The following is a 25,730-nucleotide window of genomic DNA, read 5'->3' as shown; positions in this document are numbered from 1 at the left end:
TTGTGGGCGTTTGGGATCCAGCAAAAGAAGTCCGCCACAGAGGTTATATCGTTAGCACAGTCAGCCTAACGTTGAATTTCAATCCGATCGAGCTGCCAAATGCTGCGGGCATAAATCATTTCCGCGCGGTAGCCGGGATCGGCGTCGTAGGGATAAACCAGCCAAAGCGGGCCTTTGTCACGAACCGGCATATAGTTTCCGTTGTGCATGTAAGCAATGATTGGACCGTTTTCGACAGCGTCAGAAACCGGAACTTCGACCGCATAATCGTTAATCGCAGTCACCTTAAGCGTGCCTTCGGTAACTTCGAGAGAATCCAAAAACGTTTTAAGCAAGACGCCCTGAAATTCTTGTACGCCTTCGGTCCAGATCGTGCTGGTAGAGATTGTAGTCTGCGCCATCGCTTCTAGGTCAGCCAAATCGAACAAATGGCCTTCAACGTCGCCTGAGACAGTAAGGATTATTTCCTTGTCAGTGTCCTGAGTTGTTTCGGCATAAGTCCGATCCACCATCAAGATGACTGCCATAAGCAGTCCTGCCGCAAAAAACATTACCCGTGCATGTATCGCCATTTCTTGTCACTCCATCATTGGGGCCGCTATTGCCCCGCCAGAGACTTGTGCCATACTTATGGGGCTGGTTCATCAAAGCAGACGGATACATGGCTATCCTTTTGGATATGTTGATGTCTCTGAAGAACGCCCCTTCGATACCTTCGCCAGAGTACAAGTAGTGCTTTGGTAATAATATACTCAGATTTTAGGGCGGAACCCGCCTCAAAAGAAGAGTTTACGAGAGGGTAGCGATGCCACCTGAAATTAAAGGTTTGATAAGAATTGCGCAGAACACATTCACAAACAATCAAAGCCAGACTATGGTTGAATTAGTACATCCGGAAGTAGTGATAGCATGCGTATTCTAGTAGCCGACGACCATGATCTGGTCCGCGAGACAATCGCCGCATTTTTAACCAACGAAGGGGTCGTCGAAGTATTGACAGCCGCAACGCTGGACGAAGCGATAGAACAAACACAATCAACCGGCAGCTTTGATTTGGTCCTTCTTGATTACAACATGCCGGGAATGAATGGCCTAGACGGGCTAAGCCGCATGATGGAAGCCAACGAAAAGCGCCCTGTCGCCCTATTGTCGGGAACTGCATCCCGTGACGTCGCAGAAGCCGCAATCAAAGCGGGCGCTGCTGGCTTTGTCCCCAAAACGCTTGGCTCACGATCAATGGTGACGGCCGCGCGCTTCATGGCAGAGGGAGAGATCTACGCTCCCGTCAACTTCATGCAACAGGAGAGCGCGCCCGGACGCACGCAACTTACCAAGCGTGAATCAGAAGTGCTGCGTGGCATTTGCGAAGGCAAATCCAACAAAGAAATCGCAATCGACTATGACTTGCAGGAAGTGACTGTGAAACTTCATGTAAAGACACTCTGCAGAAAGCTTGCGGCCCGCAACCGCACGCATGCAGCGATGATCGCGCGGGACCAGAACTTGGTCTGACGCGCCATCAACTGGCCGACCCTTTCCCAAACACTATAAAGCCGCGCCTATCCCCCTGAACAGGGGCGAACGGCGCGGCTTTCGTTTGTGGAAACATCGAACCCTATCATTTCGTATAGTTTCGACATCCCTTCGCGCCGCATCGGTAAGCCTTTGCTTTTACGAACTATTCCTTCGTTTTGCTGACTTCAAAAACCGTTTGGGTGATAGTGGATGCAGAAAGTGAAAAGGTAGTTTGATGTTTGTCTCTGACAATTTCCCAACCCGACTTCCCCACACCAACCTTCTGGTTGGGAGCGGTCAGAGATGGCTTACGACCCCACACTTTCGGGACTCAATAAATCGTACCAGTGCTTTCCACGTAAAGAGAAAGGTCCCCTACACCTCCGACGCAATGCCATCGCGTCACTCAGGATCACCCTGCCGGAACATTGCCGCGCTGTTTACCGCCAGCGGGCAATCGATTTGCGCTATCCTCACCCAGATATCGCGAGTCTTAGCAACTCCAACCACTCCACACACGGGACTTGCTTAACGGAAATTTTCTCCGTCCGTTTCGGTAGGGTGCATCCCTGTAAAATTAACTAGTACGCCCCCCGTCTGACGGGGGGCTTTTTATTTGCCCCAATCGGCATCCTGCATTTCGCGCAAACGGCTTGCTGTACGCTCGAACTCAAACGCGCCTGAGCCTTCGACATACAGCATTTCTGGCAATGCGGCCGCCGAACAAATCAATCGCACCTTCGCCTCGTATAGCGCGTCAATCAGCGTAACAAAGCGCTTTGCCTCGTTGAAATTTGAACGCGACAGGCGCGGAATATCTTCAAGGATCAGCACCCGCACGGCATTGGAAAGCGCCAGATAATCCGCCGGGCCAAGCGGCTTTGCGCAAAGGTCCCAAAACGTCGCGCGGGCGACCCCGTTGTGGAACTGCGGCACTTCCACCGTGCGGCCCTGAACCGTCAGGGATAGCGGGCCACCCTTACCATCAGAGAAATCGCGCCAGATTTCTTCCATCGCTTCGCGAGACGCGGCATCCGCGGGTGTGAAATACACCTCTGCACCTGACAGCCTGTTTTGCCGGTAATCATTGGGCGAGGCGAGGTGATGCACCGCTAATTTCTGCTTCAGCACCTCAATAAACGGCAAGAACCGATCCCGCTGAAGCCCATCTTTGTACAAATCGTCAGGCACGCGGTTTGACGTGGTTACCACCGTCACACCAGCATCGAACAACAGGTCGAACAACCGCCCAACGATCATCGCATCGGTGATATCGGTCACCTGCATTTCGTCAAAACACAGCAACCGCAATTCGGCACCGATAGCCCCGCCAACCTTTTTCAACGCGTCGTCGGCACCGGTTTTCCGCATTTTGTGCAGCTCGGCGTGGACCTCTTGCATGAACGCATGGAAATGCACGCGCCGCTTTTCGGGAATCGCCACATTGTCAAAGAAGAAATCCATCAACATGGATTTACCGCGCCCAACGCCGCCCCAGATATAGAGGCCAGGAACCGGGGTTGGCTTTTTGCGCAAAAAGGAAAAGCCGCGCTTTTCCGAAGCTGCCGATTCAAGCCCGCGGCGGACAGTTTCCAGCGGATCAAGCATCGCCATCTGGCCGGGATCGGCGTGCAACGCGCCACTGCTTACAAGCTGGTCGTATTTTTCGCGCAAAGTATCATACATTTTTCCACCAATAGGCCTGTCCGACGCATAAGAAAAGATGATGCGCGCCATGAATTAAATTGGATTGACCATGCCTGAAAGCTCCAGCAACTTGGCCCGGTTGCAGGAGCCGCAAAATGAATACGACACGCACGCCACTACTGACCCCGGTTTTGATCTCTGGTTGCTTGATCATCATGATCGGCTTTGCCATTCGGGCAAGCTTTGGCGTGTTCCAAATTCCCATCGCGGACGAATTCGGATGGATGCGCGCGGACTTTTCATTTGCGATTGCGATTCAGAACCTAGCATGGGGCATCGGGCAGCCGATCTTTGGCGCGATTGCCGAACGTTTTGGGGATCGCAGGGCCATTTTTCTAGGCGCGCTGACCTATGCGGCGGGTCTTTTGCTTTCGTCCTATGCGGTGACGCCCGGACAACACCAACTTCTTGAAATATTAGTTGGATTCGGAATCGCAGGAACCGGCTTTGGTGTCATCCTTGCGGTCGTCGGTCGCGCATCGAGCGATGAAAATCGCTCCCTCTCGCTGGGGATCGCGACCGCTGCGGGGTCTGCCGGGCAGGTGTTTGGGGCCCCGGCCGCGGAATGGCTGCTTGGCATGATGGGCTGGCAAGAAGTCTTTATGATCTTCGCCGCCGTGATCCTGCTGACCCTGTTTGCCCTGCCAATGATGCGCTCCCCCAAGGTCGCAACCCGTGAAGAGCTGCAGGAAAGCATGGGCGAAATCCTGATGCGTGCCTTTCGCGATCCGTCTTTCACGCTGATCTTTCTGGGCTTCTTTTCCTGCGGCTATCAGCTTGGCTTTATCACCGCGCACTTCCCTGCGTTCGTGACTGAAATGTGCGGGGCGATCGACCCTTCGGGCACGTTGGCGGCGATTGGGGTTTCGTCCACTTCAGCGCTTGGTGCGCTTTCGATCTCGCTTATCGGGTTGGCCAATATCGTGGGCTCCATCGCGTCCGGCTGGCTGGGGAAGAAGTATTCCAAGAAGTACCTGCTGGCACTGATCTATCTTGGCCGCACCATCGCGGCTGGCCTGTTCATCATGCTACCGATTACGCCCACAAGCGTGCTTCTGTTTTCTGTCGTCATGGGCACATTGTGGTTGGCCACCGTGCCGCTGACATCTGGGTTGGTCGCACATCTGTACGGGCTTCGGTACATGGGAACGCTTTACGGCATCGTGTTCTTCTCGCACCAAGTCGGTTCGTTCATGGGCGTTTGGCTGGGTGGGCGCCTGTATGACCTATACGGCAACTACACGTTGGTGTGGTGGATCGGCGTTGGTATTGGCGCGTTCTCTGCCATCGTCCACCTTCCCATCAAAGAGCGCACAGTCGTCCGCTCGGCCGCAGCTTAGTAATCGCGCACGAATTCCCTTAGGAAGTCCTGCATCGCGGCGTGGATGTCGGCAGAATGCGAATAAGGCAGCGCGTGAGTGGCCCCCAGCAGGGTCACTTGGCGCGCCTCGCGGTTGATTTGCGCCAACCGCCCGACGGCGGTCATTGGGATCGCGGCATCAGCATCCCCCCAGATCGCCAACACCGGAATGTTATTTTCAGCGATTATCCGGTGCTCTGCTGACAGGTCATCGGCAAGCATATTGCGCAGGCTGGAAAGCACCGCAGGAAGATACCCACGATATCGCGTTTCTGCGGCTTGGCGTTTCGCAATCCCGTCGATTTCCCCCACCGGCGCTGCGCGCAACGCCCGCCGCAAAAACATTGCACCGAACAAGCGCATGAACAGGTCGCCCACGAAAGGCGTGCGGGTGCAGAACCGAAAAAACGGGCTGGGCGTATGGCCCAACCCCGCGGTCGCAAGCAACACAAGCCGATCGACACGGTCAGGGTTTTGGGCGGCGTAGGCCGTCGCGATACTGCCACCCATGGAATAGCCGAACAGACTAAAGTCACCTTCGACGCCTTGGTCGGCCAACAGCTCCTCTAGTTGTCTAAGGAAAAACGCGCGGTCCTGATGGCCTTCGGGCCGGTCCGACATGCCACGGCCATACAGGTCATAGCGAAGCACCCGATAACCCATCATGTTCAGGATTTTTTGCACTGCCAGCCAGACATAGCTACCCGTTGTCAGCCCGTGAACACAGACGGCCACCGGGCCTTTCTTAGGCCCTTCCCAACTGTAATGGGTTTTGCCGCTGGGTAGGTTTGCGAACTTCCCTTTTACGGCCCGGCGCGCATTGGTGTTCATCGGCTTGCGCAACAGTTCGGGCAGCGCATAGGCAAGAGCAACGCCCAGAATTATGATCGAAGTCCACATCATCGGTTGCGCCATGCCTCTAGGATATAGCGGCTGACCATCAGGTCCAGATGCGCCCCACCGCCATTTTTGAAAAGTGTGATTTCATCGTCGGACCGCCGCGCAAATGAACCGTTCGTCAGGTCATAGAAGTCGGCGACAATGTCGTCGCGGGTGATGACCCCATTTGCCAAGGGCTCTTTCAACTCGCCGATATGATCCAGCGTCGTGGCGCGGCTGTCCACAAAAATGCGGGAACATCTAAGCGCGTCATCGTCAGCTTCGCGCATGTCAGACCGATAGGCCCCGATCAGGTCAATGTGCTGCCCCGGACGCAACCATTCCCCTTTGATCAGCGGCGATTGCGTCATCGTAGCCGAGGTCACGATGTCTGAACTGCGCACCGCCGAGGCCAAATCAGGCGCGATAGAGACGTTGGAATAAACCTCTGCCATCCGCGCAGCACTGCCCAAGCTGCGGTTCCAAATCAGAAACTCGGCATCTGGAAACGCGCTGGAATAGGCTTTGTAGAGCGAGTGCCCAACGGTCCCCGCACCCACGATCAAAATGACCTTACTATCCGGGCGCGCCAGTTGCTTCGCCGCCAAAAGGCTGTCGCCTGCCGTTTTCCACTTGGTCACCAGATGGAAGTCAACGATCGCTTCCAGCGTTCCGTCCACATCCGAAAACAGGCTGACCGCGCCGTTGACGGCAGGTTTGTCATTCGCGGGATTGCCCGGAAAAATCGTGGCCGTTTTAACCGCCGCGCCCATGCCATCAATCCACGCAGCGCGCGAAAGCAGCGTATCGGGATCGCGGTAAAGAAATGTATCGTCAACCTCTGCCCTTGGCATGGAATGACCGGCGGTCAGGGCGTCGGTCAGGGCGTTCCAATCCAACAGTGGATCGCAGGCATCAAAGGGGATGAATTCCACGTTCACGGCGTCGCCTCGGCCTCCGTCAGCAGGCCTGCGTTTACCAACCGCTCGGCCCAGCCCTGCGGCCCTTCAAACAGGTGCGCCTGCCAACCGCGCGCTTTCGCGGCGTTGATGTTATCGATGCGATCATCGGTAAACAAAAGACGTTCTGGCGCGATGCCGCAGTCTTGTTCGACCATCTCGTATATGCGGGTGTCAGGTTTGATCACCCCCATGTGGCCCGAGATATAGGACCGGTCAAAGTCACGCAGGAACGGGTAAAACGGCACGGCATATTCAAAGCTGCCGATACCAAAGTTTGTCAGCGAAAATACGGGCACGCCTTTGGCCTGAAGCGTTTTCAACAGATGGACTGAATGCGGAATAATCGGCTTGGCCAGCTCAATCCAATCATCGTGCCACATCCGAATTTCATCGCGGAATTCGGGATAGGCTTCGGCGGTTTCATAGATGGTCGCGGTAAAATCCTCGCCCCGGTCCACGCGGTCATTCATGCCATGCAGGTCAACGGCTGCGAACATTTCCTTGCGCCGGGCTTCCCCGACAACGCGGTCATAATAGCGTTCCGGCTGCCATTCGATCAGCACGTTTCCGATGTCGAATATGACGGCTTCTGGGGTCATGCGTTACCTTCTTTCCGCGCGGCTTGCAGCGCACGTTCCAACGCGTCAAGAAACCGCGAACGATCTGCTTTTGAAAACGGGCGCCCGCCGCCTTGGCGGAACGGGTCCGCGGCGCGCAAGTCGGCCATCAAATCACGTGTGGCAAGCAGATTGCCGATATTGCCGGGCGTAAACGCCTCGCCGTTGTGGCGCAGAACGCGGGACCCTGCTTCGACACATTTGGCAGCAAGGGGGATGTCGCCGGTTATGACCACGTCGCCTTTGGTCGCGCGTTCGGCGATCCACATGTCGGCAACGTCGGGCCCGTCGGGGACATACACCATCTCCACCAACGGATTAGGCGATGGACGCAGGCCGCCGTTTGCGACCATGAAAACCTTGACCTTGTGGCGGTCGGCGACCCGTTCAACCTCTGCCTTTACGGGGCATGCATCTGCATCGACATAAATCACGGACGTGCCTTTTCGTTATCGCGCAAAATCTGATGGCAGCAATTCCATCGATCCCGTTTTGATGTGGGACCGCGCCCCTTGCGGCTTCTTCTCAAAAACGACGATTGAATCGTACACGTTGATCGAAGCGGTCGAACGGGTGAATTCGGAAACCTCGACCCCAGAGGAATAGGTCGCGTGTAGGTCGTCAATTTTGTCTTTGACGGTTTCCATGAATGTCCCCGCGCGCTTAGCGCCACCGCCGAACCGGGGCAGGTAACAGGTGTGAAGATCCTCGGCCATATAGACACCCGTCGGCGACATGCGATCATAGATCAGATCGAAAGAGGCGTTCAAATGCTTCATCAGATGGCTGCCGTCATCCAGAACGATGTCAAAATCGTATCGCGACAGGACATCATCCAAAAGGGCCGGATCATCCTGCGAACCGATGACTACTTCGATATCGTCTTCGCCGTATTGGGCGCATTTAGGGTCGATATCCAAGCCCACGATCCGCGTGCCCGGCCCAAAATACTCTTGCCACATCTTAAGGGAACCACCGCGAAACACGCCGATTTCAAGCATCGTTGGAGACTTGCCAACAAACCGCGAAAAGTGGCGTTCGTAGATGTCGAAATAGTGCAGCCATTTGTGAACGACCCGTCCACCGTTGGATAGGAAGATTTCCTGCAAGCTGCGGTATTCGTGCATGTTCAAGCCTTTATTAAGTAAGTCAGGTCACCCAAGCCGGGGTTAGCGATACAGTGCTTCCGCATGAAAGCCGATGTGTTCTTCCATGAAAGACGCAACGAAGAAGTAGCTGTGATCATAGCCCTTTTGCATCCGGAAAGCAGCAGGCTGACGTGCTTCGGCGATGGCGGCGGAAAGAGCTTCGGGTTTCAGCAGATCAAGGAACTGATCATTGCTGCCTTGGTCGATCAGCATTGGCCCGTCAAAACCAACATTCTTCACCAGAAGCGATGCATCATGGCGTTGCCAAGCGGCCTCATCATCACCCAGATAGGCCGACAGTTGCTTGCGGCCCCAGTCCGATTTCGTCGGGTTCGCAATTGGCGAAAAGGCGGAAACAGACGCAAAGCGGCCCGGCAGGTTCATCGCCAAAGTCAGCGCGCCATGGCCACCCATCGAATGCCCGGTAATCGCCTGACGCTCTTCATCGATGGCGAAGTTGTTAAGCAGCAGGCGCGGCAGTTCGTCCGCCACGTAATCCCACATCTGGAAATGCGGGGCCCAAGGCTGCTGCGTTGCGTTCACATAGAAACCCGCGCCTTGGCCAAGGTCATACGCGTCGTCATTGGCCACGCCTTCGCCGCGAGGCGAGGTGTCTGGAAAGACCACAGCGATACCGTGTTCCGCCGCCCAAAGCTGCGCGCCCGCCTTTGTCATCGCGTTTTCATGGGTGCATGTCAGGCCCGATAGGTACCACAACACCGGAACGGGGCCATCTTCGGCCTCTTCGGGCAGGAACAAACCAAAGGTCATATCACAGGCACATGCGTCTGAATCATGCGTGTAAACGCCTTGAACGCCGCCAAAGCACCGATTTTCCGAAACAGTCTCAAACATGTTTTGCCCTCCATGGCTTACCTTGGCGTAACGCGGCCCACGCTTTCGGGCAAGAGTCAGACATTGGAAACCCAAGCGATGACAGCCGAAAGCGTGAAGATACTAAGCGCGGTAGAGATCAGGATCGAGGCCGACACCCGGTGCGGCGCAACGCCGTAGTGTTGGGCCAAGATGTAAACATTCCCCGCCACCGGCAACGCCGCCGCCGCAATCATCACGCCGGCGGCGTAAGGCTCCACCGGGAACAGAATAAACGCCGAAATGGCAACCGCGCCGGGGTGCAGAATGAGCTTGGCGAATGAAAGCCATCCTGAAACGGCCAACCGCTCTGCTGATTTGGACGCCAGAGATGCGCCAATCGCGAATAACGCACCCGGTGTTGCAGCGGCACCAAGAAGGCTGAGGAATTGGTTCATCGGCTCGGGAATGGGCAACTCGGCGGCTGACCATGCAAGCCCAAGGGAAATGGACACGATCATCGGGTTGCGGATCAGCCCAGCGCCCACGGTGCGGAAAATACCCATGCTCATCCGCCCATCGCGTGAGCCTGTGATCAGGATCACAATCAAGCTGCCAAACACGATCAAGTCCACCGCAAGAACCAGCATCACCGGGCCAATCGCGGCCTCGCCCAAAAGCAGCACCAGCATCGGAACACCAAGAAAGCCAACGTTGCCGATCACAGCGCACTGCGCCTCTACGGCGGCTTCTTCAACGCCCCGGCGACGCAGCAGGGCAACGGTTGTGGCGATGATGTAGACCACGCTGGTGCCAAGCAGGTAGGCCCCGACAAAGCGCCAATCCATCACCTCTGCAAACGACAAGTTCGCCGAGAACCGGAACAGCATTGCGGACAGCGCGAAATAGAAGACGAACTTGGTAAGATAGGCTGTCGCCTCTTCCGTGAAAAAGCGTGTGCGACCAGCCCAGTAACCAAGGCCGATCAGCGCAAAGAAGGGAAGGGTCTGAAACAGAACAGCCAGCATGAAAACCGCCTAGCATGACAAGCACGCTAGGGGAATGCCCGGCCGCTAACCGCTCCCGATTAATACCCCTGCCGCGAACACCAGCGCGCCGCCCAGCACCACTTGGAATGCGGCGCGCAGGAACGGCGTGTTCATGTATTTCTTTTGGATCCACGCAATTGCCCACAGTTCGACGAACACCACGACCATGGCGATCACGGTTGCTGTCCAGAAATGCGGAATCAGATAGGGAAGTGCGTGCCCCAACCCGCCGATGGTGGTCATCACACCCGACGCGACGCCACGTTTCAGCGGGGAACCGCGCCCCGAAATTTCACCGTCATCCGACGCCGCTTCGGTAAAGCCCATAGAGATACCCGCACCGATGGACGCGGCAAGGCCGACAAGGAATGTCGTCCAAGTATCTTGTGTCGCGAAGGCCGTGGCAAAGATCGGCGCAAGGGTCGAAACAGAACCGTCCATCAACCCCGCCAGCCCCGGTTGAACCCAGGTCAGCACAAATTTGCGGTGGGCGGTCAGTTCTTCCCGATCGCGGGCTTCGCCATGAAGATGCGTATCGATCAGCGTGTCGGCGGTTTCGGAATGGCCAGCCTCGGCTGCGGCAAGATCCCCCAACAACTTACGCGTTGCCGCATCGCTACTGTTCGCAGCGGCAAGTTCGTAAAAGCGTTGTGCGTCACGCTCCATCACTTCGGCCTCTTCGCGAATGCGTTCAAGCCCAAGGTTTTGCACCAACCAAATCGGACGCCGGGCGTAAAAACCCGAAACATGTTCGCGACGGATAAGCGGAATAACGGGGCCGAACCGCGCCTCGTGCAGCTCTATCAGTCGGCGCCGGTGTTCGTCTTCTTCGGCTGCCATGCCATCGAACACCTTGGCGCTGTCCGGAAACTCGGCCCGCAGTTGTTCAGCGTAGGATCGGTAAATGCGCGCGTCGTCTTCTTCAGAAGAGATCGAAAGAGCCAGCACTTCCTGTTCGCTTAGGTCGGAAAACCGACGCCGTTGTGAAAATCCGGGAATCATATTCTGCCCCTCAGTTTAGAATAATTCTAAGTTAAGCCTGCAGCACCCACATTCAACACCGTAAATATGTCGCACCATTTTGTGAACTGTACGGTTCAGTTTATGCTTGCAAACTAAACTGAACGGTTTATTTAAAAACTGAACCAAGTAGTTCAGAAACGGAATGGACCAATGAAAACTCGTAACGCTCTTCTCGCCGCAGCTTTCGCTGTTATAGCAGCCCCCGCAATGGCCGGTGGTTACTCTTTTGACCTGCCAACCCTGACTTTCCCCCAGCCAGAGCCAACTGTATCGGGGCAAGCTTGTTTTAACCCAGCTGACGCAAAGGACATCGTTTGCACAGCCCAATAGGCCGATACACGGTGCCCTCAATGCGGTTGCTCCAACTGCGCCTTGCTCGAACTGAACTGAATGGTTTAAGATTGAGAAAAAGAAAGGGCGCGCAATGAACGCCGTCACCGACGGAATCAAAAAGGGGCGAAAATTCGATCAGGTGCTTGAGGGCGCCCGGCTTGTATTCATGCAAGACGGTTTCGAAGGTGCCAGCGTCGATGACATTGCACGCGCTGCTTGTGTCTCTAAAGCTACGCTTTACAGCTATTTCCCCGACAAGCGCCTTCTGTTCATGGAAGTCGTCAAGGCAGGGTGTGAACAGCAGTCAGAAGCCGCGCTAAGCCTTATTGATTTCGAGGCACCGGTGCCCGTCGTTCTGCAAATGGCAGCCGAACATCTGGTGAAATTCTTTTTGTCCGATTTCGGCAAAAGCGTCTTCCGCGTGTCGGTCGCAGAATCTGATCGGTTTCCCGAACTTGGTCAGCTGTTCTATGAATCCGGGCCAGAAAACGCCTGTAGAAAAGTCGCCGACTATCTGACCAAAGCCGTCGATCGCGGTGATCTGGTGATCGAAGATATCCCCTTCGCCGCGCACCAGTTCGTTGAACTATGCAAGGTCGACCTGTTCCCGAAGGTGATCTTCGGCGTGAAGCTTGAATTTAGCGAAGATGAAAAGAACCGCGTCATTCGCGGCGCGGTCGATATGTTCATGGCGCGCTACGGCGCATAAGCCGCGCGCAGGTTTCTGCCTTCACGGACGCAAATCGTTACTTTTTAGAGATGCGGTAATCGGAATGGCAGGCCTTACACGTGCCACCGATTTTGCCCAAACCCGCCTGCACACCTGTAAGCGAGTTTGTGTCGACAGACTGTGCGACCCCAACCAGCGCTTCCGACTTAGCGACGAAATCATCCCAGTTGGACCAGATTTCGGGTTTGGCCTCTGTCTCTGGGTCGGTTTCCGGTGCTTTGAACAAGGCCGGAACAGCCTCGGCTTGTTCGACGATCGTGGCGACAGCCAATTCGGCCCGACCGGCATCGAAATTGGCCTCCCCCTTAGCCATCTTCCCAAGCGCCTTCATGCTGCTGCCAATGGCAGACATCGACTCCATGCGCGCCTTAACCGCTTCGTTCTGGACCTTACTGTGCGCGACCGCCGCGCTTACACCAAGGATCAGCGCAAGAGCAGCCATCTTTCCAAGGGGGTTCATTCTTTCTCTCCGTCGTTGGACATTGCTTATATTAGATGATGCGCGCATCGGGTTTCGAGTCCCCTCGCGGCGCTCACGCGGCCCAATTGGCAAAGTTTCGCCATCTCAGAACAAAATATGAACATAAATCCGCCGATGAACCGGAGGAATGAACCTGTTTAGAAATTTGAGGTGGGGGGGAGGCCCCGGCGTCGCAGGCTGGGTGGGGGCTGATAATCTGCGACACCGGGGTTAGCGATCTTTGCTATGAAACCTTTTTTGCACTCAATACAGGCAATCAAAGGTTCGATTCGGGGGAAAGAGCGGGTCTTTTACGGGCAAAATCAGGGCAAAGCTTGATTTGCTGCGCGATCAGGTCCAGTTTTTCAGAATGACGATCCAATCACCGACGCCCTTTCCCGCCCCCCGTATTCCAGAGCAGGTCAGCTTTGACCGAAAGGAGTTGGGCGTAATCCTATCGCTCTATGGCCGGATGGTCGCCGCGGGCGAATGGCGCGACTATGGCATTTCCGCATTGCGCGAGGTTGCCGTCTTTTCCGTATTTCGGCGCACGGCTGAAAACCCACTTTATCGCATCGAAAAGCGGCCCAAGCTGCGTCAGAAACAGGGGCTGTACGCGGTTATCGGTATGGATGGCCAAATTCTGAAACGCGGGCACGACCTGAAGACCGTGCTGCGCGTTCTTGAGAAAAAGCTTATCCGGTCGGTTGATTAAAGCCGTTTGTGCGCCGTGACGGGGCCGCCGCCCTGTTCTTCGATCCGCGCCACAGCCCCTGCAATCGGTTCATAGGCCACAGCCATATGATACGCATTGGCGTGAATCAGCGTGTCACCATCCACCGCCAGCGCAACATGACCTTTCCAAAAGAAAAGATCCCCGCGTTCTGCCGGTGTGCCCGGTTCAAGCGGGCTGCCCAACGCCTTCTCTTGCAGGTCACTGTCACCTGGGCAAGGGATGTTCCCGGCAAGCAGAGACGCCTGCACCAATCCCGAACAATCAATCCCTTGGGCGCTGTTGCCGCCCCAAAGGTAGGGCACGCCAAAATGCATCTGCGCAACGGTGACGGTATCTGCAAATGGCGCATTGATCGGGCGCACATGCGGTTTGGGAATAAACAACCCCTGATCCGTTTCGAAAAACGCCCCGTCCGCCGAAACGATCCGAACACGCGCGCCGAATGACAGCCAAGAATGTTCGATCTGCTTCATGTCAGGACGGCGATACAGATGCGTCGCAGGTACCGCGACTCGGTGGGTCATGTCGGCGGCATCAGTCAGGGTAATCGCATCAACATAGCCAACATAACCGTCCCGTGCGGCCTGAACAAAGGCGACGCCGTTCAATTCTTCGAACACGGTGACATGCTCGCCGTATAAAAGCTGACGCTCGCGCTTTTGCCTTTCGGGCGTGGCCCACAGGTTGGCGATGGACATGCCGATTTGCCGCCTTTCGCCCGCGGTGAAGGTTTCGGCATCGACCTTGCCCTGCAAGGACAACGCCGCAACCCGTGCGTTAGCAGGCGTCAGGCGCTTGTCCATCACAGGCCCAACATTGCTGGCAAAGCGTCTAGCAACGCGCGCGCGCCCTGTCCTGCGCCGCCTTTCGGCCGGGCCGGGGCTGCGGTGGGTTGCCAGCCATAGATGTCGAAATGCAGATAGGTCGGTGCTGAATCCACGAAACGGCGCAGGAACAGCGCAGCCGTGATCGACCCCGCAAAGCCGCCCGCCGGGGCGTTATCCAGATCGGCGATTCCGGGTTCGATCATCTTTTCATAGGGTTCGTGAAACGGCATGCGCCACACCGGGTCGCCCACTTTGACGGCTGCAGCGGCAAGTGCGCCAGCCGCCGTTTCGGACCCGGTATAAAACGGCGCGATGTCCGGCCCGACCGCCACCCGCGCAGCGCCCGTCAGCGTCGCCATCGAGATGATGCAGTCACTTTCCTCTTCATCCGCTAAGGTCAGCGCATCGGCCAGCACCAAACGCCCTTCGGCATCCGTGTTGTTAATCTCAACCGTAAGCCCCTTGCGGGAGGTCAGGATATCCTGCGGCCGGAACGCCCCGCCCGAAACTGAGTTTTCGACAGCTGGCACAAGCACGCGCAACTGCAACGGAACGCCCAAAGCCATGATCATATGCGCAAGGCCCAGCACGGTTGCCGCGCCGCCCATATCTTTTTTCATCAAGCCCATCGATGCGCCCGGTTTCAGGTTCAGCCCGCCCGTGTCAAAGCAAACCCCCTTACCCACCAGCGTGAGGCGCGGCCCGGCGCTGCCCCAGCGCATGTCCAGCAACCGTGGCGCCTGCGCCGCCGCGCGGCCAACCGCGTGGATCATGGGGAAGTTTTGCGACAACAAATCATCGCCACGCACCGCGTCGATGGTGGCCCCGTGTTCCGCGGCCAGACGGAACATCGCATCTTCCAGCGCCTCTGGCCCCATGTCTGCGGCCGGCGTGTTGATCAGATCGCGGGTCAACGCCTCGCCATTGGCGATTGCTTCCAGCCGGGCAGCATCGACACCTTCCGGCGCCTTAAGCAGCGCGCCCTGCGCCTTTTGGGCCTTGTATCGGTCAAACCGATAACCCGACAGCAGCCAGCCAAGCAGTTCCTCAGCCAAGGCATCGCCCTCTAGCGAGGTTTCAAGGTGGTAGTTACCCGCAGGCAAACTTTCAGCCGCCTTTGCCAGATGAAAACGGCCACGCGCGCGTGCTGACGCGTTTCCGTAACCCACAACGGCACCAGCCAAGGCACCCTTCGCGCCCGGCAACAACTGGACCTCGCCCAAGCGACCGCCAAATCCGGTGGCTGCAAGCCAAGCCGCATGTTCCGGCGTGCAAGTTTCAAGCCACGCGGCACAGGCCGATTCCTCGACCACATGAACCGGTATGGTCGTCGCATCTTTTGGGGCAAAGGTCAGTCGCATCAAACTCTCCGGCAGGGATCAACAGCGCAAGACTAGACGTATTGCCCCTGCCTGCAAGAAGGTTCAGCCCGAAAGATCCTGCAGGTCCCACACCATCTTAAGGGAACGGTTGGCAACCCGTTCCAATCGCGCCAACGTTGCCGCCAAAGCGACCGGATTCTTGGTGCCGCCGACTTCTGCCAGATTGGCGGCCGCTTTCGACAGGCTAGAAAGGCCCAGTGGTTCGGCGATATCGCGGACGCGCAGGGCCTTTTCTGCCAGATCGGCCAATCGGCCTACGCGTGCGAGCCCCTTTATGCGTTCCAGGGTTATCGCCAAATCTTCCATCGCACGGGAAACGGCGACCTGCGCCCGCGCTTCGCCCATATCAACATATATTGCCGCCAAGCGTTCCGGGTCCATCCGCAACGCCTCGTCCTGCCAAAGTTTCGTTATCACAGTCATCAGGCACCCTCCGCACCGCTACTTTTGCCACCACAGCGGGGACAAGGTCGCGCGGTAGCCTCAAGAAATGGTTGCGATAGCAGGAAGAAATCTCTCGAATTTCTTGCAAATGCGTTCTAGAGATTTGATTCATGAGCAAAGATACACCTTCCAATGATTTCCTTCGCCCGCTTCCCGCCTTTCTGGTCCAGCGTTACCAGGGGTGGAAGGCGACAACCTATTCTGAAAACAAAGTGTGGTATCGCCGCCTTGCCGACGAAGGGCAGCGCCCCCGGGCGATGGTGATTTCATGCTGTGACAGCCGCGTGCATGTCACATCCATCTTCGGAGCAGATCAGGGCGAATTCTTTATTCACCGGAACATCGCGAATCTGGTGCCCCCTTACGCGCCCGACAGTGACCACCACGGTACATCCGCAGCAGTGGAATATGCGGTGACGTCGCTTAAGGTCGCGAATCTGGTGGTGCTTGGTCATTCCAGTTGCGGCGGCGTTAAAGGTTGCCACGATATGTGCGCCGGAACCGCGCCAGAATTGGAAGAAAAGACCAGCTTCGTCGGTCGCTGGATGGATATCCTGCGCCCTAGCTATGAGAAGCTATCGGGAATCGAAGACGAACAAGAACGCCTTCAGTCGCTGGAAAAAGAAGCGGTGTTGGTGTCGATGACGAACCTGATGTCGTTCCCGTTCGTCCAAAAGGCAGTCGCAGACGAGACGCTGTCACTGCATGGCGCGTGGCTTGATATTGGCGCCGGGGACTTGGAATTCTTCGATCCCAAAGAAGACAAATTCGTCCCAGTTTGATGAAAGACTTGCCCAGTCGCGCGCTTGCGCGGCTTGGGCCGCTTGCAGCTGGTTCAAGTATGCACACTGCAATTGAACCAGCTTGCGATCATGAAGCGCCTGCGCGTTTGCTCCGCACATATCAAAGTTAGACCGACCGGTTGAACACGCGGCTAGACAACTTTGTCGGCCGACCCGGGCGCGGTGACGTGTGCCTTTACGGCACACTTTCGCCGCCATCGGATCACTGCTGCCTGTTTGGGTTTAGCAGCGGACGTTGTCGCGAGTGATGAAGAATGGGCCGCCATTGCTTTCGCCAAGGTGAACTTCGATACGTTCAACAACGTTCATGTTCGCCCTTGTCGCAAGCGCCATGCGGCGGCGAGAGCGGGCTTTTTCGATTAGCTGAGATCCTGTGAGTGTCATGGCTAGTCCTCCTATTTGTAACCAGCCTACATACTTTTTTATCAACTGGAAGAGGAATTATTACTAATCACACACTTTTAACGATAGTATTTATCAATATTCACTGAAAATAAGAACTATGGCTGCTTTGAAACCGGTATTCAGGCCTCTTCAGTAGCACCGACAAGTTGACCGAATCTTAACCGTGCTTGTTTGAAACGCGCCCGCGCTTAGCCCCGCCACCTGCCGCATGCGCGGAGCAAGAACCGAAAAAAAGCGCGCGCGCCAAGGCAAAAGGGCCGCGTTGCCGGGAGTTCTGCTTGGCGCTATCCACGGCATAGCCAAGATCACTCGCAAATATATCGGACAATTCAGAACGTGTGAGCGGGCTAGAGTTCTTAGTCGGCATCTGGTTTTCCTGCGTTCAGGCGGCATGCTTGAAAGTTGCATCGCCAACCCAACAAAAGTTCAACAGATTCTAATCGTTACCAAAGAAGCGTCTGCTAACTATCGCACCGCACACGTTATAGTTGCAACAGTTTTCACAGATTTTATCGCCGCCGCCCCTGCAAACGCTGAAAAATTGGTCGGTTAAGGACCATCTATTTCAAATTAAAGAAATTTTCTTGAAGATGCGGCGCGGTAGGCGTTCATTTCCCCACCCCGAAAAACTGCGATGCGGCGGCCGAATTAACATCGCGGCCCGCGAATCCCTGAATGAGCAGTCAACATTCAGGCAATGCCCCTGCCCCAATGCATGGGGCAGGAGCGTTTCAGGCGATTAGCCTTTTTTCAGCACACGCTGGCCCAGCAGCTCTGCGATTTGCACGGCGTTCAACGCGGCGCCTTTGCGCAGGTTGTCGGACACGCACCACAGATTGATGCCGTTGTCGATTGTCGAATCCTGACGGATGCGGCTGATGTAAGTCGCGAACTCACCGACCGATTCAATCGGGGTGATGTAACCACCGTCTTCGCGCTTATCGACAACCATGATGCCCGGTGCCTCGCGCAGGATGTCACGAGCTTCGTCTTCGTCCAGGAACTCTTCGAACTCGATGTTGATCGCTTCCGAGTGGCCGACAAAAACCGGCACGCGCACACAGGTCGCCGTGACTTTGATCGACGGGTCGACGATCTTTTTGGTTTCCGCGACCATCTTCCATTCTTCTTTGGTCGAACCATCGTCCAAGAAAACGTCGATGTGTGGAATCACGTTAAACGCGATCTGCTTGGGGTAAACAGACGGCTCAACCTCTTGGCCCGGTACATACATGCCCTTGGTCTGGTTCCACAGTTCGTCAATCGCGTCTTTGCCCGAACCGGACACGGACTGATAGGTGCTGACAACAACCCGCTTGATCTTTGCGCGGTCATGCAACGGCTTCAGCGCAACAACCATCTGCGCGGTCGAGCAGTTGGGGTTCGCGATGATGTTTTTCTTGGAATAATCCATGATCGCGTCAGGGTTCACCTCTGGCACGATCAACGGCACCAGCGGATCATAGCGGTAGAGCGAAGAGTTATCGATCACCACACAGCCCGCAGCGGCAGCTTTGGGTGCATAGGTCTTCGTGGCATCGGAACCGATGGCAAACAGCGCCATATCCCAACCGGCGAAGTCGAACTGCTCCAGATCCTGGGTCTTAAGGGTGGTATCGCCAAAGCTGATTTCGGTGCCCAGCGAGCGACGCGATGCAAGTGCAACGATCTCATCAACTGGGAACTGGCGCTCAGCCAGAATGTTCAGCATTTCGCGGCCCACGTTACCCGTGGCGCCGACAACGGCGATTTTGTAGCCCATGTTGGCTCTCCTAAGGTCTTATGACTCGGCGCGGAGCTTTAACCTAAAGGGGAAACGGGCGAAAGGGGTCTCACCCTTCTGCGGCAATCAACTTGTGCTTTATGGCTTTTGGGTCAAGCGTGACGCTGCCATCGGGCCCGGGTTCCGCAATCTGGTAATATTCCTGATCAAGGTAGTTCATGAAGGCCGCCCGCAACGGCGCATCAAAGCCAAGCGTGTTCGCGCCTGACAAAACATCGCGAAGCTCTGAAAGCCCGGCGGCGGTTGTCACCAGACCGGGAATGGCGAAAAACGCCTTGCCCAAAGTAATGACCGGCTTGTCGTAAAAGAACGCCTGCAACCCGACAGAAGAGTTGATGGTGATCACCCCACCCGACGCGGCGACCTGCGCGAACGTGTCGGTTTGGTTATCGATCACAATGCGGCCCTTCGCGCGTTCGACTGCCGCAGCCAACGGCTCTGCCAGCGAACTTTTGGCCGAGGGGTGTTCTTTCACGCGAATATGCCAACCCTCAGGCAGGGCGTCGGCGGCATCGGCCAGCGCGGCCAACATACCGTCAACAGTTTCGACCCAATCGGCGAAAAGGGTGATCTGACTGTCGTTGGGCACCTGAAGCGGGCAGAACAGGAATTGACCAGCATCCGACAAGGTTGCGCCATCGCCCTGCCCCACATCTGCACGGCGCGAGGCACGTGCAGTCAGGTTTGCCCCAAGCGCCCGCCAACCTTCGCCTGTCCGATCTGGATTGCCCGCGGACCATTTCAAAAAGAATTCAGGGGCGCGCGGCACGCTGTTCAAGGCGTTGACGCCGGCGGGGTCGATGGTCACGCGCCCCGGAAAAGGGGCCAGTTCAACAAACAGCCTTTTCGCGCCCGCGTCTTTCGCGCCATCCATGAACGCCCGGCGCGATCCGGTTATACCGTTCCAACACACTGCGACCCGCTTGGGGTGCTTGGTGAAATAGCGTCGCGCCCAGTTATACTGCGCCCAGATCAACCGGTATTTCGCAGCGCCGCCAAGCGCACTTTTCGGTTTGCGTTTGGCCACGGCAAGCGCGGCTTCGGCCCGCTCTTTGCTTTCCGGAAAAGGGCGGAACGACAGACCGATAAACGGCAGGCGCACGGCCCCACCCACCGCAGCGGCCAGCGCTTTGAACACGCTGTCTTTCTTTCGCGTCCATCCGGCGACGTAGGCAATCATGGCAAAATCCGAAATCGATGTGTCCAACCCGCGCCACCCTAACGGCGGCGCGCACGGGTTTCAAAGCACATCACCAACAGATCAGCCAGCGATCAGTTCAAAGTGGTAGTGCACCATCGCAGAACTTTGGCGGCTCACATGCTTATGCAACTGTTTCAGGCGCTGCGGGTCATCCGACTTTTCAGCCGCCCGCCCGATGCGCGACCACGCGGTCAGATAGGCGACCTGGCTGGTAAGCTTCATAAAGTCATCAGCTAACGCCGCCGGAGCCTCTGACGCCACAACCACTTCCCGCGCGCGTTTCCAATTTGGCAAACATGCAGTCAAAGCAGCGTCGCCCTGCGCGGCTTCGGTTTCCACGAAACGTTCAAACGCGTCAGCCGCAGCGCCGCCATTGTGCCGCAACAGCCGCGATGCCAGCGTGATAGCGTGAATTTCGTTTGTGCCTTCATAGATCGCTGTGATCCGCGCATCGCGATAGTTTTGGTCCGCACAGTATTCGGTCAGATAGCCATAACCGCCCAACACCTGAATTGCGGAATCCGCCGCGCGAATGCCCGCATCCGTGGCAAAGGCTTTGCAGATAGGCGTCAGGAAATCGACCAGCGCAACATCGTCACCTTTTTCAAGCGCCACGAGGGCAATATGGCACAGCGCACGCGCGCCCAGCGTCAAGGCGTCCTGCTCGTCAATCATCCTCGCAACGGCGGGGTGTTTGTCGATCGTTACCGACGCCCCATCGGCGCCCCGGCCCTGTACCCGCTCAGCCGCGTAGCTGCGCGAAATTTCGGTCGCGCGCGCCGCGTGCGCGACCCCCTGCAAAGCCACATCAAGCCGGGCATGGTTCATCATTGTGAACATCGCCTTCAGCCCGCAGCCCAGTTCGCCCAACAGCTCTGCCTTGGCGTTGCTGAACACGACTTGACAGGTGGGCGACGCATGGAGCCCCATCTTTTCTTCGATACGTTCAACGGTAATGGCGTTGCGATCCCCGCCCTCGGACTGGGACGGGCACAGGAACAGGCTTAACCCCCTGACGCCGGAACCGGCATCGCCCGTCCGTGCAAGAACAAGGTGCAGGATACCGTCGCTCAGATCCTGATCCCCGCCAGAGATAAATATCTTTTCCCCCTCGACGCGCCAGCCGTCAGGGCCATCCACCGCCCTAGTGCGGATCGCCGACAGGTCAGACCCGGCACCCGATTCCGTTAGGCACATGGTGGACAGCCACGCGCCACTTGTCAGCAGTGGGATATAATGCGCCTGCTGCGCCGCATCGCCGAAATCCAACAACGTGCGGACCGCGCCGGGCACAAGGCCGGTGACCATCTGCAGCGAATGGTTCGCGCCCGAAAACACCTCGCTTACTGCGGCGCCGACGGCGCTGTTCATGCCTTGGCCGCCGTGTTCCTCAGGCGCGCATAGACCCTGCCAGCCTTGATCAGCCAACTGGCGATAGGCCGCGCCAAAGCCATCGGGCATGCGGACCCGCCCATTTTCAATGCGGCATCCCTGTGCGTCGCCTGCGGCGTCTGTGGGCGCGATTTCAGCTTCTGCGAAACTGGTAAAATGCTGCACGATCTCGCCCGCCAGTTCCCCGTCCCAATCGGGAAGGTCACCAGCGCACGCGACATGTTCCAGTGAAAATAGGATATCTTTCACCGGTGCGTTGAACTGCGTCATCGCGGCCCCCTTAGATAGACTGCAACAACCGCATCGCGTTTTCCTTGAGGATCAGCGGGCGCACCTCGTCGCGGAAATCGGCTTGATCGAACGCGTCCAGCCATTTTTCCGGTGCGATCATCGGCCAATCGGACCCGAACAGCATCTTTTTCTTCAGCAGGGTGTTTGCGTATTTCACCAGAATTGGTGGGAAGTACTTCGGCGACCAGCCCGACAGGTCGATGTAAACGTTGGGCTTGTGCTGCGCGACGGAAAGCGCCTCTTCCTGCCACGGGAAGGATGGGTGGGCGAGGATGATCGGCATATCCGGGAAATCCACCGCCACATCGTCGATATACATCGGGTTGGAATATTTAAGCCGCATCCCATTGCCGCCCGGCATGCCGCTGCCCACGCCAGTTTGCCCTGTGTGAAACAGCGCCGGTTTGCCCGTTTCGGCTATCGCCTCGTACAAAGTATAAGCGGCCCGGTCATTAGGGTAAAAACCTTGCATCGTTGGGTGAAATTTGAACCCCTGAACGCCGTAGTTTTCGACAAGGTTCCGTGCCTCGCGTGCGCCCATCTTACCCTTATGCGGATCGATGGAGGCAAAGGGGATCAGAATGTCAGAGTTTTCGGCACACAGTTCGGCGACTTCTTCGTTCTTATAGCGGCGATAACCGGTTTCACGCTCGGCATCGACGGGAAAGATCACGGCGGCGATGTTCTTTTCCCGGTAATGCGCAGCGGTTTCCGGAATCGTTGGCGGATGGGACCACGGCGCGCCGAAATACTTGGCCATCGTGCTTTGCAGATCGTCATAGCCATCATCGGCATGGCAGCCACACGGCTCTTCTGCGTGGGTGTGGAAATCAATCGCGCGTACTTTGGAAAAATCTACCATGTCGTACCTCCATCAAACCCGGATCAGGGCCGGGTCTTCGTTGTCATAAAGCCGTTCCAACAGATCGGCGCGGCGTGTCAGGATTTTGCGGATGTTCAGGCTGCCCTTGTCGGTGATCTCGTGGTCCTTCAACTGCGGCGGCTCTGACAGGATAATTGCGCGGTTAATGCGCTTGGCAGACCCGGTTGCGGTTTTGGCCATGTCGCGCAGGCGCTCTTCGATCTGGGCGCTAAGCGCCGGATCAATGACCGCCCCGGCAGAGGTGTCAGACACCGCCCCCGGAAGCGGAAAGATGAACAGGCCAATCTGATCACGATCATGGCCGCAGATCACAACGTCCTGCACCAAACCGGCAAGCGCCTTAAGCGCATCCAGACGCAAGACGCCTGCCTGCACCCATGTTCCGGTCAACAACTTGAAATCTTCAGAGACACGCCCGTCAAACACCAACCCGCGCGATGGATCCGCATCGTCGACAAAGCGCACGGCATCGCCGGTTACCAGGAACCCCTCGTCATCAAACGCTTCGGCGGTTTTCGCCGGATCGTTGAAATAGCCGCGCATGATGTTCGGCCCTTTGACCCGCAATTCACAGCGCATTTCATCATCGGGCAACAGCTTGACCTCTGCCCCCGGCAACGGAACACCGATCACACCTGACCGCCCGATAGGTTCATGGACCATAATCGTGGCGGGCGCGGTTTCGGTCATGCCCCAGCTGGACGCCATCAGAGGCAGGCTGCCCCGTTCTTCCATCGCGAAACGTTCCAGACTTTCCCACACATCCTGCGGCAGGGACGCGCCCGCGTAAAAGATAAGGTCAAGTTCTTTGAAATAGGCGCGTCGCAGGGCCGGGTCACGCTCCATCGCGTTGACAAGCATCGCATAGCCCACGGGCACGTTGAACGCCAAGGTTCCCGGATGCTCTTTGATGTTGCGAAGGGTGTCTTCGAAGCCAGCTTTGGTGGGCTTTCCGTTGTCGATATAAAGGCTGCCGCCATTGGCGAGCATCATGTTGAAGTTGTGGCTTCCGCCGAACACATGGTTCCATGGCAGCCAGTCCAGAATACGGGGTGGCCGCGCCTTCAAGAACCGCAGCGCGTCAGAGATCTGCGTTTGGTTGGCACACATCATGCGGTGCGTCGTCAGAACCCCCTTTGGGTCCGAGGACGACCCCGAAGTGAACAAAATCTTAGCCAGCGTATCTGGCCCGACTTTGGCGTGGGCGTCGTCGACACCCCCCTGTCCGTGGCCCAGCAAATCGGCAAATGCGGTCACTGGCACAGGCGCGCCATCTGTTTTGACCGCGACCAGTTCCACCCCTTCAAGCTGTGGCAGTGACAGCGCAGAGGCATACTGCGCCGCGTCCGAAACAAACGCCATCGCGGGCTTCACCTTTTCAAGCACATAGATCAGCCGCCCGTGGGCTTCGGGAATCAGCGAATACTGCTCTGCAAGGGGGACGATGGGTACACCAACATATTGCGCGGCAAGCGATAGGATCGCATGATCAACCCCGTTGCCGGACATGACCACGATTGGGCTATCCGCGCCCAAGCCCCGCGCCAAAAGCGCGCCAGCAACGTTGCGCACCATGTTTAGCAATTCGTTATAGGTATGTTCCCGCCAGCCCGCACCCGCACGTTCTGCGATGGCAACGCGCCCCGGCGCCTCTTTCGCCCACCGGTGCAACCATGCGCCAGTGTTCGGCGCGACCGCCCCAAGAGAATGCGTAGACCGAAGCAGAATTGACCCATCCGGGCGGCTTTCCTGATGCACGTCATGTGGCAGCAGCTCTATGCCGCTGGCATCTATCTGGTTCATTCTTTGGTCTCCCCCCAAAATTCGCCACCTATGACGCGCTGTTTTCAACCCGCTTGAGCAAACCAAAAAGCGTTTCACGTTCTGCGTCAGATAGATCCGACAGCAGAGCATTTTCGTGCTGTTTTGCCTCTTCGACGATGCGCTCAAAAAGGCGGCGACCCTTCAGCGTAATCCGCAGCGCATAAGTCCGCCGGTCACCTTCCACGCGATTGCGCGAAATCAACTCCCGCCCTTCCAGCTCATCCACGACAACCACAACGCTGGAACGTTCTATTTTCAGGGCACCGGCAAGCTGGGTCTGCGTCAGGTCGCTATTCTCGGCGATGATGCAAAGCGCGGAAAAGGTTGTGACCCGTAAGTCATGTTCGGCCAGAACCCGGTGCATATCATTGCGCACAACCATATACGCGCGCTTCATCGTGTAACCGATGAAGCCACGAAGGGTCGTGTCGTCGATCTGCGGTGCGGTCGCTGGTTTTGACGCTGAAATTGCCATCAAAGTCCTCCTGCTAGCCTCTCGAATTCACACCTTCTGCGAACTGTTATGTTACAGAACTATTAAATAAGCGAACCTATTGTCAATTTGGAAATTCACCGCCCACATGCGCCCGGCTTCGCCCTCCCATAGGATGACAAAATGCGGAGCGCGGATCGTTGTTTGCTTTGAAGGCGTGACTGTCGACCTGAGAGAAAGGCGACGCTGAAAGACTGGCGCGCGTCGGCCTTTTTTCTTTCAACCATTGGGTGATTTTGTTTGTTGGTTGTTTTTGGGTTTTGGTGGGTCGTGATTCTTAGGGTTTTGCGTTTTTTGCTGTGGGCGTGGAGTGCGCGGTTTTTTTAGAAGCGACTCTGGAACAGTGGGTTAGCCTTTTTGGTGCGCTGTTTGTGCTGTTGGGGTTAAGGCGTTGGTTGTGGTTTCTTTTTTACGCGCCAGCCACAACTCTGGGTTTACTCGATTGATATTGGGTGCTATTTTTGCGGTAATGCTTCGATATGATTGTGGACGGGCGCGTGTTTTGCGCTGAAAAAGTTGAAATAGAGCGTCTATTCGCTAAAGAGTCTTTGTCCGGGGCGAATTTTCCGCTCATCGGGAAGATATCTATGTTTTAACCTCAAAAAGTCCCGTCGACGCCTTACTTCAGTCAAAGTGTTTTGGGAATTTGCTCAAAGTAGTAACGTATGGA

Annotated in this window: 26 protein-coding genes; 5 read left to right on the top strand and 21 right to left on the bottom strand. The window is 56.6% G+C overall.

From position 1 onward, the window contains the following. Positions 1 to 65: 65 nt before the first annotated feature. Positions 66 to 527 (bottom strand): putative pterin-binding protein, encoded by a 462-nt coding sequence (locus tag COL8621_RS00125; protein WP_235823648.1) that lies wholly within the window; start codon positions 525 to 527, stop codon positions 66 to 68. Positions 528 to 909: 382 nt separating this feature from the next. On the opposite strand from COL8621_RS00125, the gene COL8621_RS00120 reads away from it, so the two are divergent. Further along, complete coding sequence (locus COL8621_RS00120; RefSeq protein ID WP_093965058.1) at positions 910 to 1,512, top strand: response regulator transcription factor; 603 nt, start codon at positions 910 to 912, stop codon at positions 1,510 to 1,512. A 615-nt stretch (positions 1,513 to 2,127) separates the two neighbouring features. On the opposite strand, the gene zapE is transcribed toward COL8621_RS00120, so the two are convergent. Then, positions 2,128 to 3,201 (bottom strand): cell division protein ZapE, encoded by a 1,074-nt coding sequence (gene zapE / locus COL8621_RS00115; RefSeq protein WP_093966829.1) that lies wholly within the window; start codon positions 3,199 to 3,201, stop codon positions 2,128 to 2,130. 116 nt (positions 3,202 to 3,317) lie between these two features. On the opposite strand from zapE, the gene COL8621_RS00110 reads away from it, so the two are divergent. Next, positions 3,318 to 4,562 carry an MFS transporter gene (locus tag COL8621_RS00110; protein ID WP_093965056.1) on the top strand — a complete coding sequence of 415 codons (1,245 nt, stop codon included), beginning with the start codon at positions 3,318 to 3,320 and terminating at the stop codon, positions 4,560 to 4,562. Here COL8621_RS00110 and COL8621_RS00105 read toward each other — a convergent pair. Genes COL8621_RS00105 through mbfA form a run of 8 tightly spaced genes read right to left on the bottom strand, consistent with a single transcriptional unit; the run spans position 4,559 to position 11,052 of the window. Then, positions 4,559 to 5,485, bottom strand: a complete 927-nt coding sequence (locus COL8621_RS00105) for an alpha/beta fold hydrolase (protein WP_093966828.1) — start codon at positions 5,483 to 5,485, stop codon at positions 4,559 to 4,561. The genes COL8621_RS00110 and COL8621_RS00105 overlap by 4 nt on opposite strands. Beyond that, positions 5,482 to 6,402: an ornithine cyclodeaminase family protein gene (locus COL8621_RS00100; RefSeq protein WP_235823647.1), complete on the bottom strand. Its 921-nt coding sequence runs from the start codon at positions 6,400 to 6,402 to the stop codon at positions 5,482 to 5,484. The genes COL8621_RS00105 and COL8621_RS00100 overlap by 4 nt, the downstream gene beginning before the upstream one ends. Further along, positions 6,399 to 7,022 (bottom strand): HAD family hydrolase, encoded by a 624-nt coding sequence (locus COL8621_RS00095; RefSeq protein WP_093965054.1) that lies wholly within the window; start codon positions 7,020 to 7,022, stop codon positions 6,399 to 6,401. The genes COL8621_RS00100 and COL8621_RS00095 overlap by 4 nt, the downstream gene beginning before the upstream one ends. Beyond that, positions 7,019 to 7,474 carry a YaiI/YqxD family protein gene (locus COL8621_RS00090; protein ID WP_093965052.1) on the bottom strand — a complete coding sequence of 152 codons (456 nt, stop codon included), beginning with the start codon at positions 7,472 to 7,474 and terminating at the stop codon, positions 7,019 to 7,021. The genes COL8621_RS00095 and COL8621_RS00090 overlap by 4 nt, the downstream gene beginning before the upstream one ends. A 15-nt stretch (positions 7,475 to 7,489) precedes the next feature. Further along, positions 7,490 to 8,167 carry a class I SAM-dependent methyltransferase gene (locus tag COL8621_RS00085; RefSeq protein ID WP_093965050.1) on the bottom strand — a complete coding sequence of 226 codons (678 nt, stop codon included), beginning with the start codon at positions 8,165 to 8,167 and terminating at the stop codon, positions 7,490 to 7,492. 42 nt (positions 8,168 to 8,209) lie between these two features. Continuing rightward, positions 8,210 to 9,043 (bottom strand): S-formylglutathione hydrolase, encoded by an 834-nt coding sequence (gene fghA, locus COL8621_RS00080; protein ID WP_093965048.1) that lies wholly within the window; start codon positions 9,041 to 9,043, stop codon positions 8,210 to 8,212. 56 nt (positions 9,044 to 9,099) lie between these two features. After that, positions 9,100 to 10,029, bottom strand: a complete 930-nt coding sequence (locus COL8621_RS00075; RefSeq protein ID WP_093965045.1) for an AEC family transporter — start codon at positions 10,027 to 10,029, stop codon at positions 9,100 to 9,102. Between the two features lie 45 nt (positions 10,030 to 10,074). Beyond that, entirely contained in the window at positions 10,075 to 11,052 is a 978-nt protein-coding gene (gene mbfA / locus COL8621_RS00070) for an iron exporter MbfA (protein WP_093965043.1), read from the bottom strand. 445 nt (positions 11,053 to 11,497) lie between these two features. On the opposite strand from mbfA, the gene COL8621_RS00065 reads away from it, so the two are divergent. Continuing rightward, positions 11,498 to 12,115 (top strand): TetR/AcrR family transcriptional regulator, encoded by a 618-nt coding sequence (locus COL8621_RS00065; RefSeq protein WP_093965040.1) that lies wholly within the window; start codon positions 11,498 to 11,500, stop codon positions 12,113 to 12,115. 37 nt (positions 12,116 to 12,152) lie between these two features. Here COL8621_RS00065 and COL8621_RS00060 read toward each other — a convergent pair whose 3' ends face one another. Further along, positions 12,153 to 12,596 (bottom strand): c-type cytochrome, encoded by a 444-nt coding sequence (locus COL8621_RS00060; RefSeq protein ID WP_176438408.1) that lies wholly within the window; start codon positions 12,594 to 12,596, stop codon positions 12,153 to 12,155. Between the two features lie 370 nt (positions 12,597 to 12,966). On the opposite strand from COL8621_RS00060, the gene COL8621_RS00055 reads away from it, so the two are divergent. Next, positions 12,967 to 13,311 carry a DUF2794 domain-containing protein gene (locus COL8621_RS00055; protein WP_093965035.1) on the top strand — a complete coding sequence of 115 codons (345 nt, stop codon included), beginning with the start codon at positions 12,967 to 12,969 and terminating at the stop codon, positions 13,309 to 13,311. Here the strand turns inward: COL8621_RS00055 and COL8621_RS00050 are convergent. The 3 genes from COL8621_RS00050 to COL8621_RS00040 all read right to left on the bottom strand — a co-directional run bounded on the left by COL8621_RS00050 (position 13,308) and on the right by COL8621_RS00040 (position 15,964). Next, the gene (locus COL8621_RS00050) at positions 13,308 to 14,135 is read right to left on the bottom strand and encodes a C40 family peptidase (RefSeq protein ID WP_093965033.1); all 828 of its coding nucleotides are present in this window, start codon (positions 14,133 to 14,135) and stop codon (positions 13,308 to 13,310) included. The two genes, COL8621_RS00055 and COL8621_RS00050, sit on opposite strands and share 4 nt — an antisense overlap. Beyond that, positions 14,135 to 15,520 carry a leucyl aminopeptidase family protein gene (locus COL8621_RS00045; protein WP_093965031.1) on the bottom strand — a complete coding sequence of 462 codons (1,386 nt, stop codon included), beginning with the start codon at positions 15,518 to 15,520 and terminating at the stop codon, positions 14,135 to 14,137. The genes COL8621_RS00050 and COL8621_RS00045 overlap by 1 nt, the downstream gene beginning before the upstream one ends. A gap of 63 nt (positions 15,521 to 15,583) precedes the next feature. Next, a complete protein-coding gene (locus tag COL8621_RS00040) occupies positions 15,584 to 15,964 on the bottom strand; it encodes a hypothetical protein (protein WP_093965028.1) in 381 nt (126 codons plus the stop codon). A 131-nt stretch (positions 15,965 to 16,095) separates the two neighbouring features. On the opposite strand from COL8621_RS00040, the gene COL8621_RS00035 reads away from it, so the two are divergent. Then, positions 16,096 to 16,767: a carbonic anhydrase gene (locus COL8621_RS00035; RefSeq protein WP_093965026.1), complete on the top strand. Its 672-nt coding sequence runs from the start codon at positions 16,096 to 16,098 to the stop codon at positions 16,765 to 16,767. A 243-nt stretch (positions 16,768 to 17,010) separates the two neighbouring features. Here the strand turns inward: COL8621_RS00035 and COL8621_RS19060 are convergent, their stop codons facing one another. The 7 genes from COL8621_RS19060 to COL8621_RS00005 all read right to left on the bottom strand — a co-directional run bounded on the left by COL8621_RS19060 (position 17,011) and on the right by COL8621_RS00005 (position 25,042). Continuing rightward, positions 17,011 to 17,172: a hypothetical protein gene (locus tag COL8621_RS19060; RefSeq protein WP_176438406.1), complete on the bottom strand. Its 162-nt coding sequence runs from the start codon at positions 17,170 to 17,172 to the stop codon at positions 17,011 to 17,013. A gap of 760 nt (positions 17,173 to 17,932) precedes the next feature. Continuing rightward, positions 17,933 to 18,955: an aspartate-semialdehyde dehydrogenase gene (locus COL8621_RS00030; RefSeq protein WP_093965023.1), complete on the bottom strand. Its 1,023-nt coding sequence runs from the start codon at positions 18,953 to 18,955 to the stop codon at positions 17,933 to 17,935. A 70-nt stretch (positions 18,956 to 19,025) separates the two neighbouring features. Next, positions 19,026 to 20,156: a capsular polysaccharide export protein, LipB/KpsS family gene (locus COL8621_RS00025; protein WP_093966826.1), complete on the bottom strand. Its 1,131-nt coding sequence runs from the start codon at positions 20,154 to 20,156 to the stop codon at positions 19,026 to 19,028. A gap of 81 nt (positions 20,157 to 20,237) precedes the next feature. Next, positions 20,238 to 21,839 carry an acyl-CoA dehydrogenase family protein gene (locus COL8621_RS00020; protein WP_093965021.1) on the bottom strand — a complete coding sequence of 534 codons (1,602 nt, stop codon included), beginning with the start codon at positions 21,837 to 21,839 and terminating at the stop codon, positions 20,238 to 20,240. Positions 21,840 to 21,849: 10 nt separating this feature from the next. Beyond that, a complete protein-coding gene (locus COL8621_RS00015) occupies positions 21,850 to 22,722 on the bottom strand; it encodes an amidohydrolase family protein (protein WP_093965018.1) in 873 nt (290 codons plus the stop codon). A gap of 12 nt (positions 22,723 to 22,734) precedes the next feature. Continuing rightward, a complete protein-coding gene (locus COL8621_RS00010) occupies positions 22,735 to 24,546 on the bottom strand; it encodes a feruloyl-CoA synthase (protein ID WP_093965016.1) in 1,812 nt (603 codons plus the stop codon). 28 nt (positions 24,547 to 24,574) lie between these two features. Beyond that, on the bottom strand, positions 24,575 to 25,042 hold the full coding sequence (locus COL8621_RS00005) for a MarR family winged helix-turn-helix transcriptional regulator (RefSeq protein WP_093965013.1): 468 nt from the start codon (positions 25,040 to 25,042) through the stop codon (positions 24,575 to 24,577). Positions 25,043 to 25,730: the final 688 nt, after the last annotated feature.

The organism is Actibacterium lipolyticum (assembly GCF_900184935.1).
Lineage (GTDB): Bacteria > Pseudomonadota > Alphaproteobacteria > Rhodobacterales > Rhodobacteraceae > Actibacterium_A > Actibacterium_A lipolyticum.
This window is presented reverse-complemented; position numbering and strand designations above follow the sequence as displayed.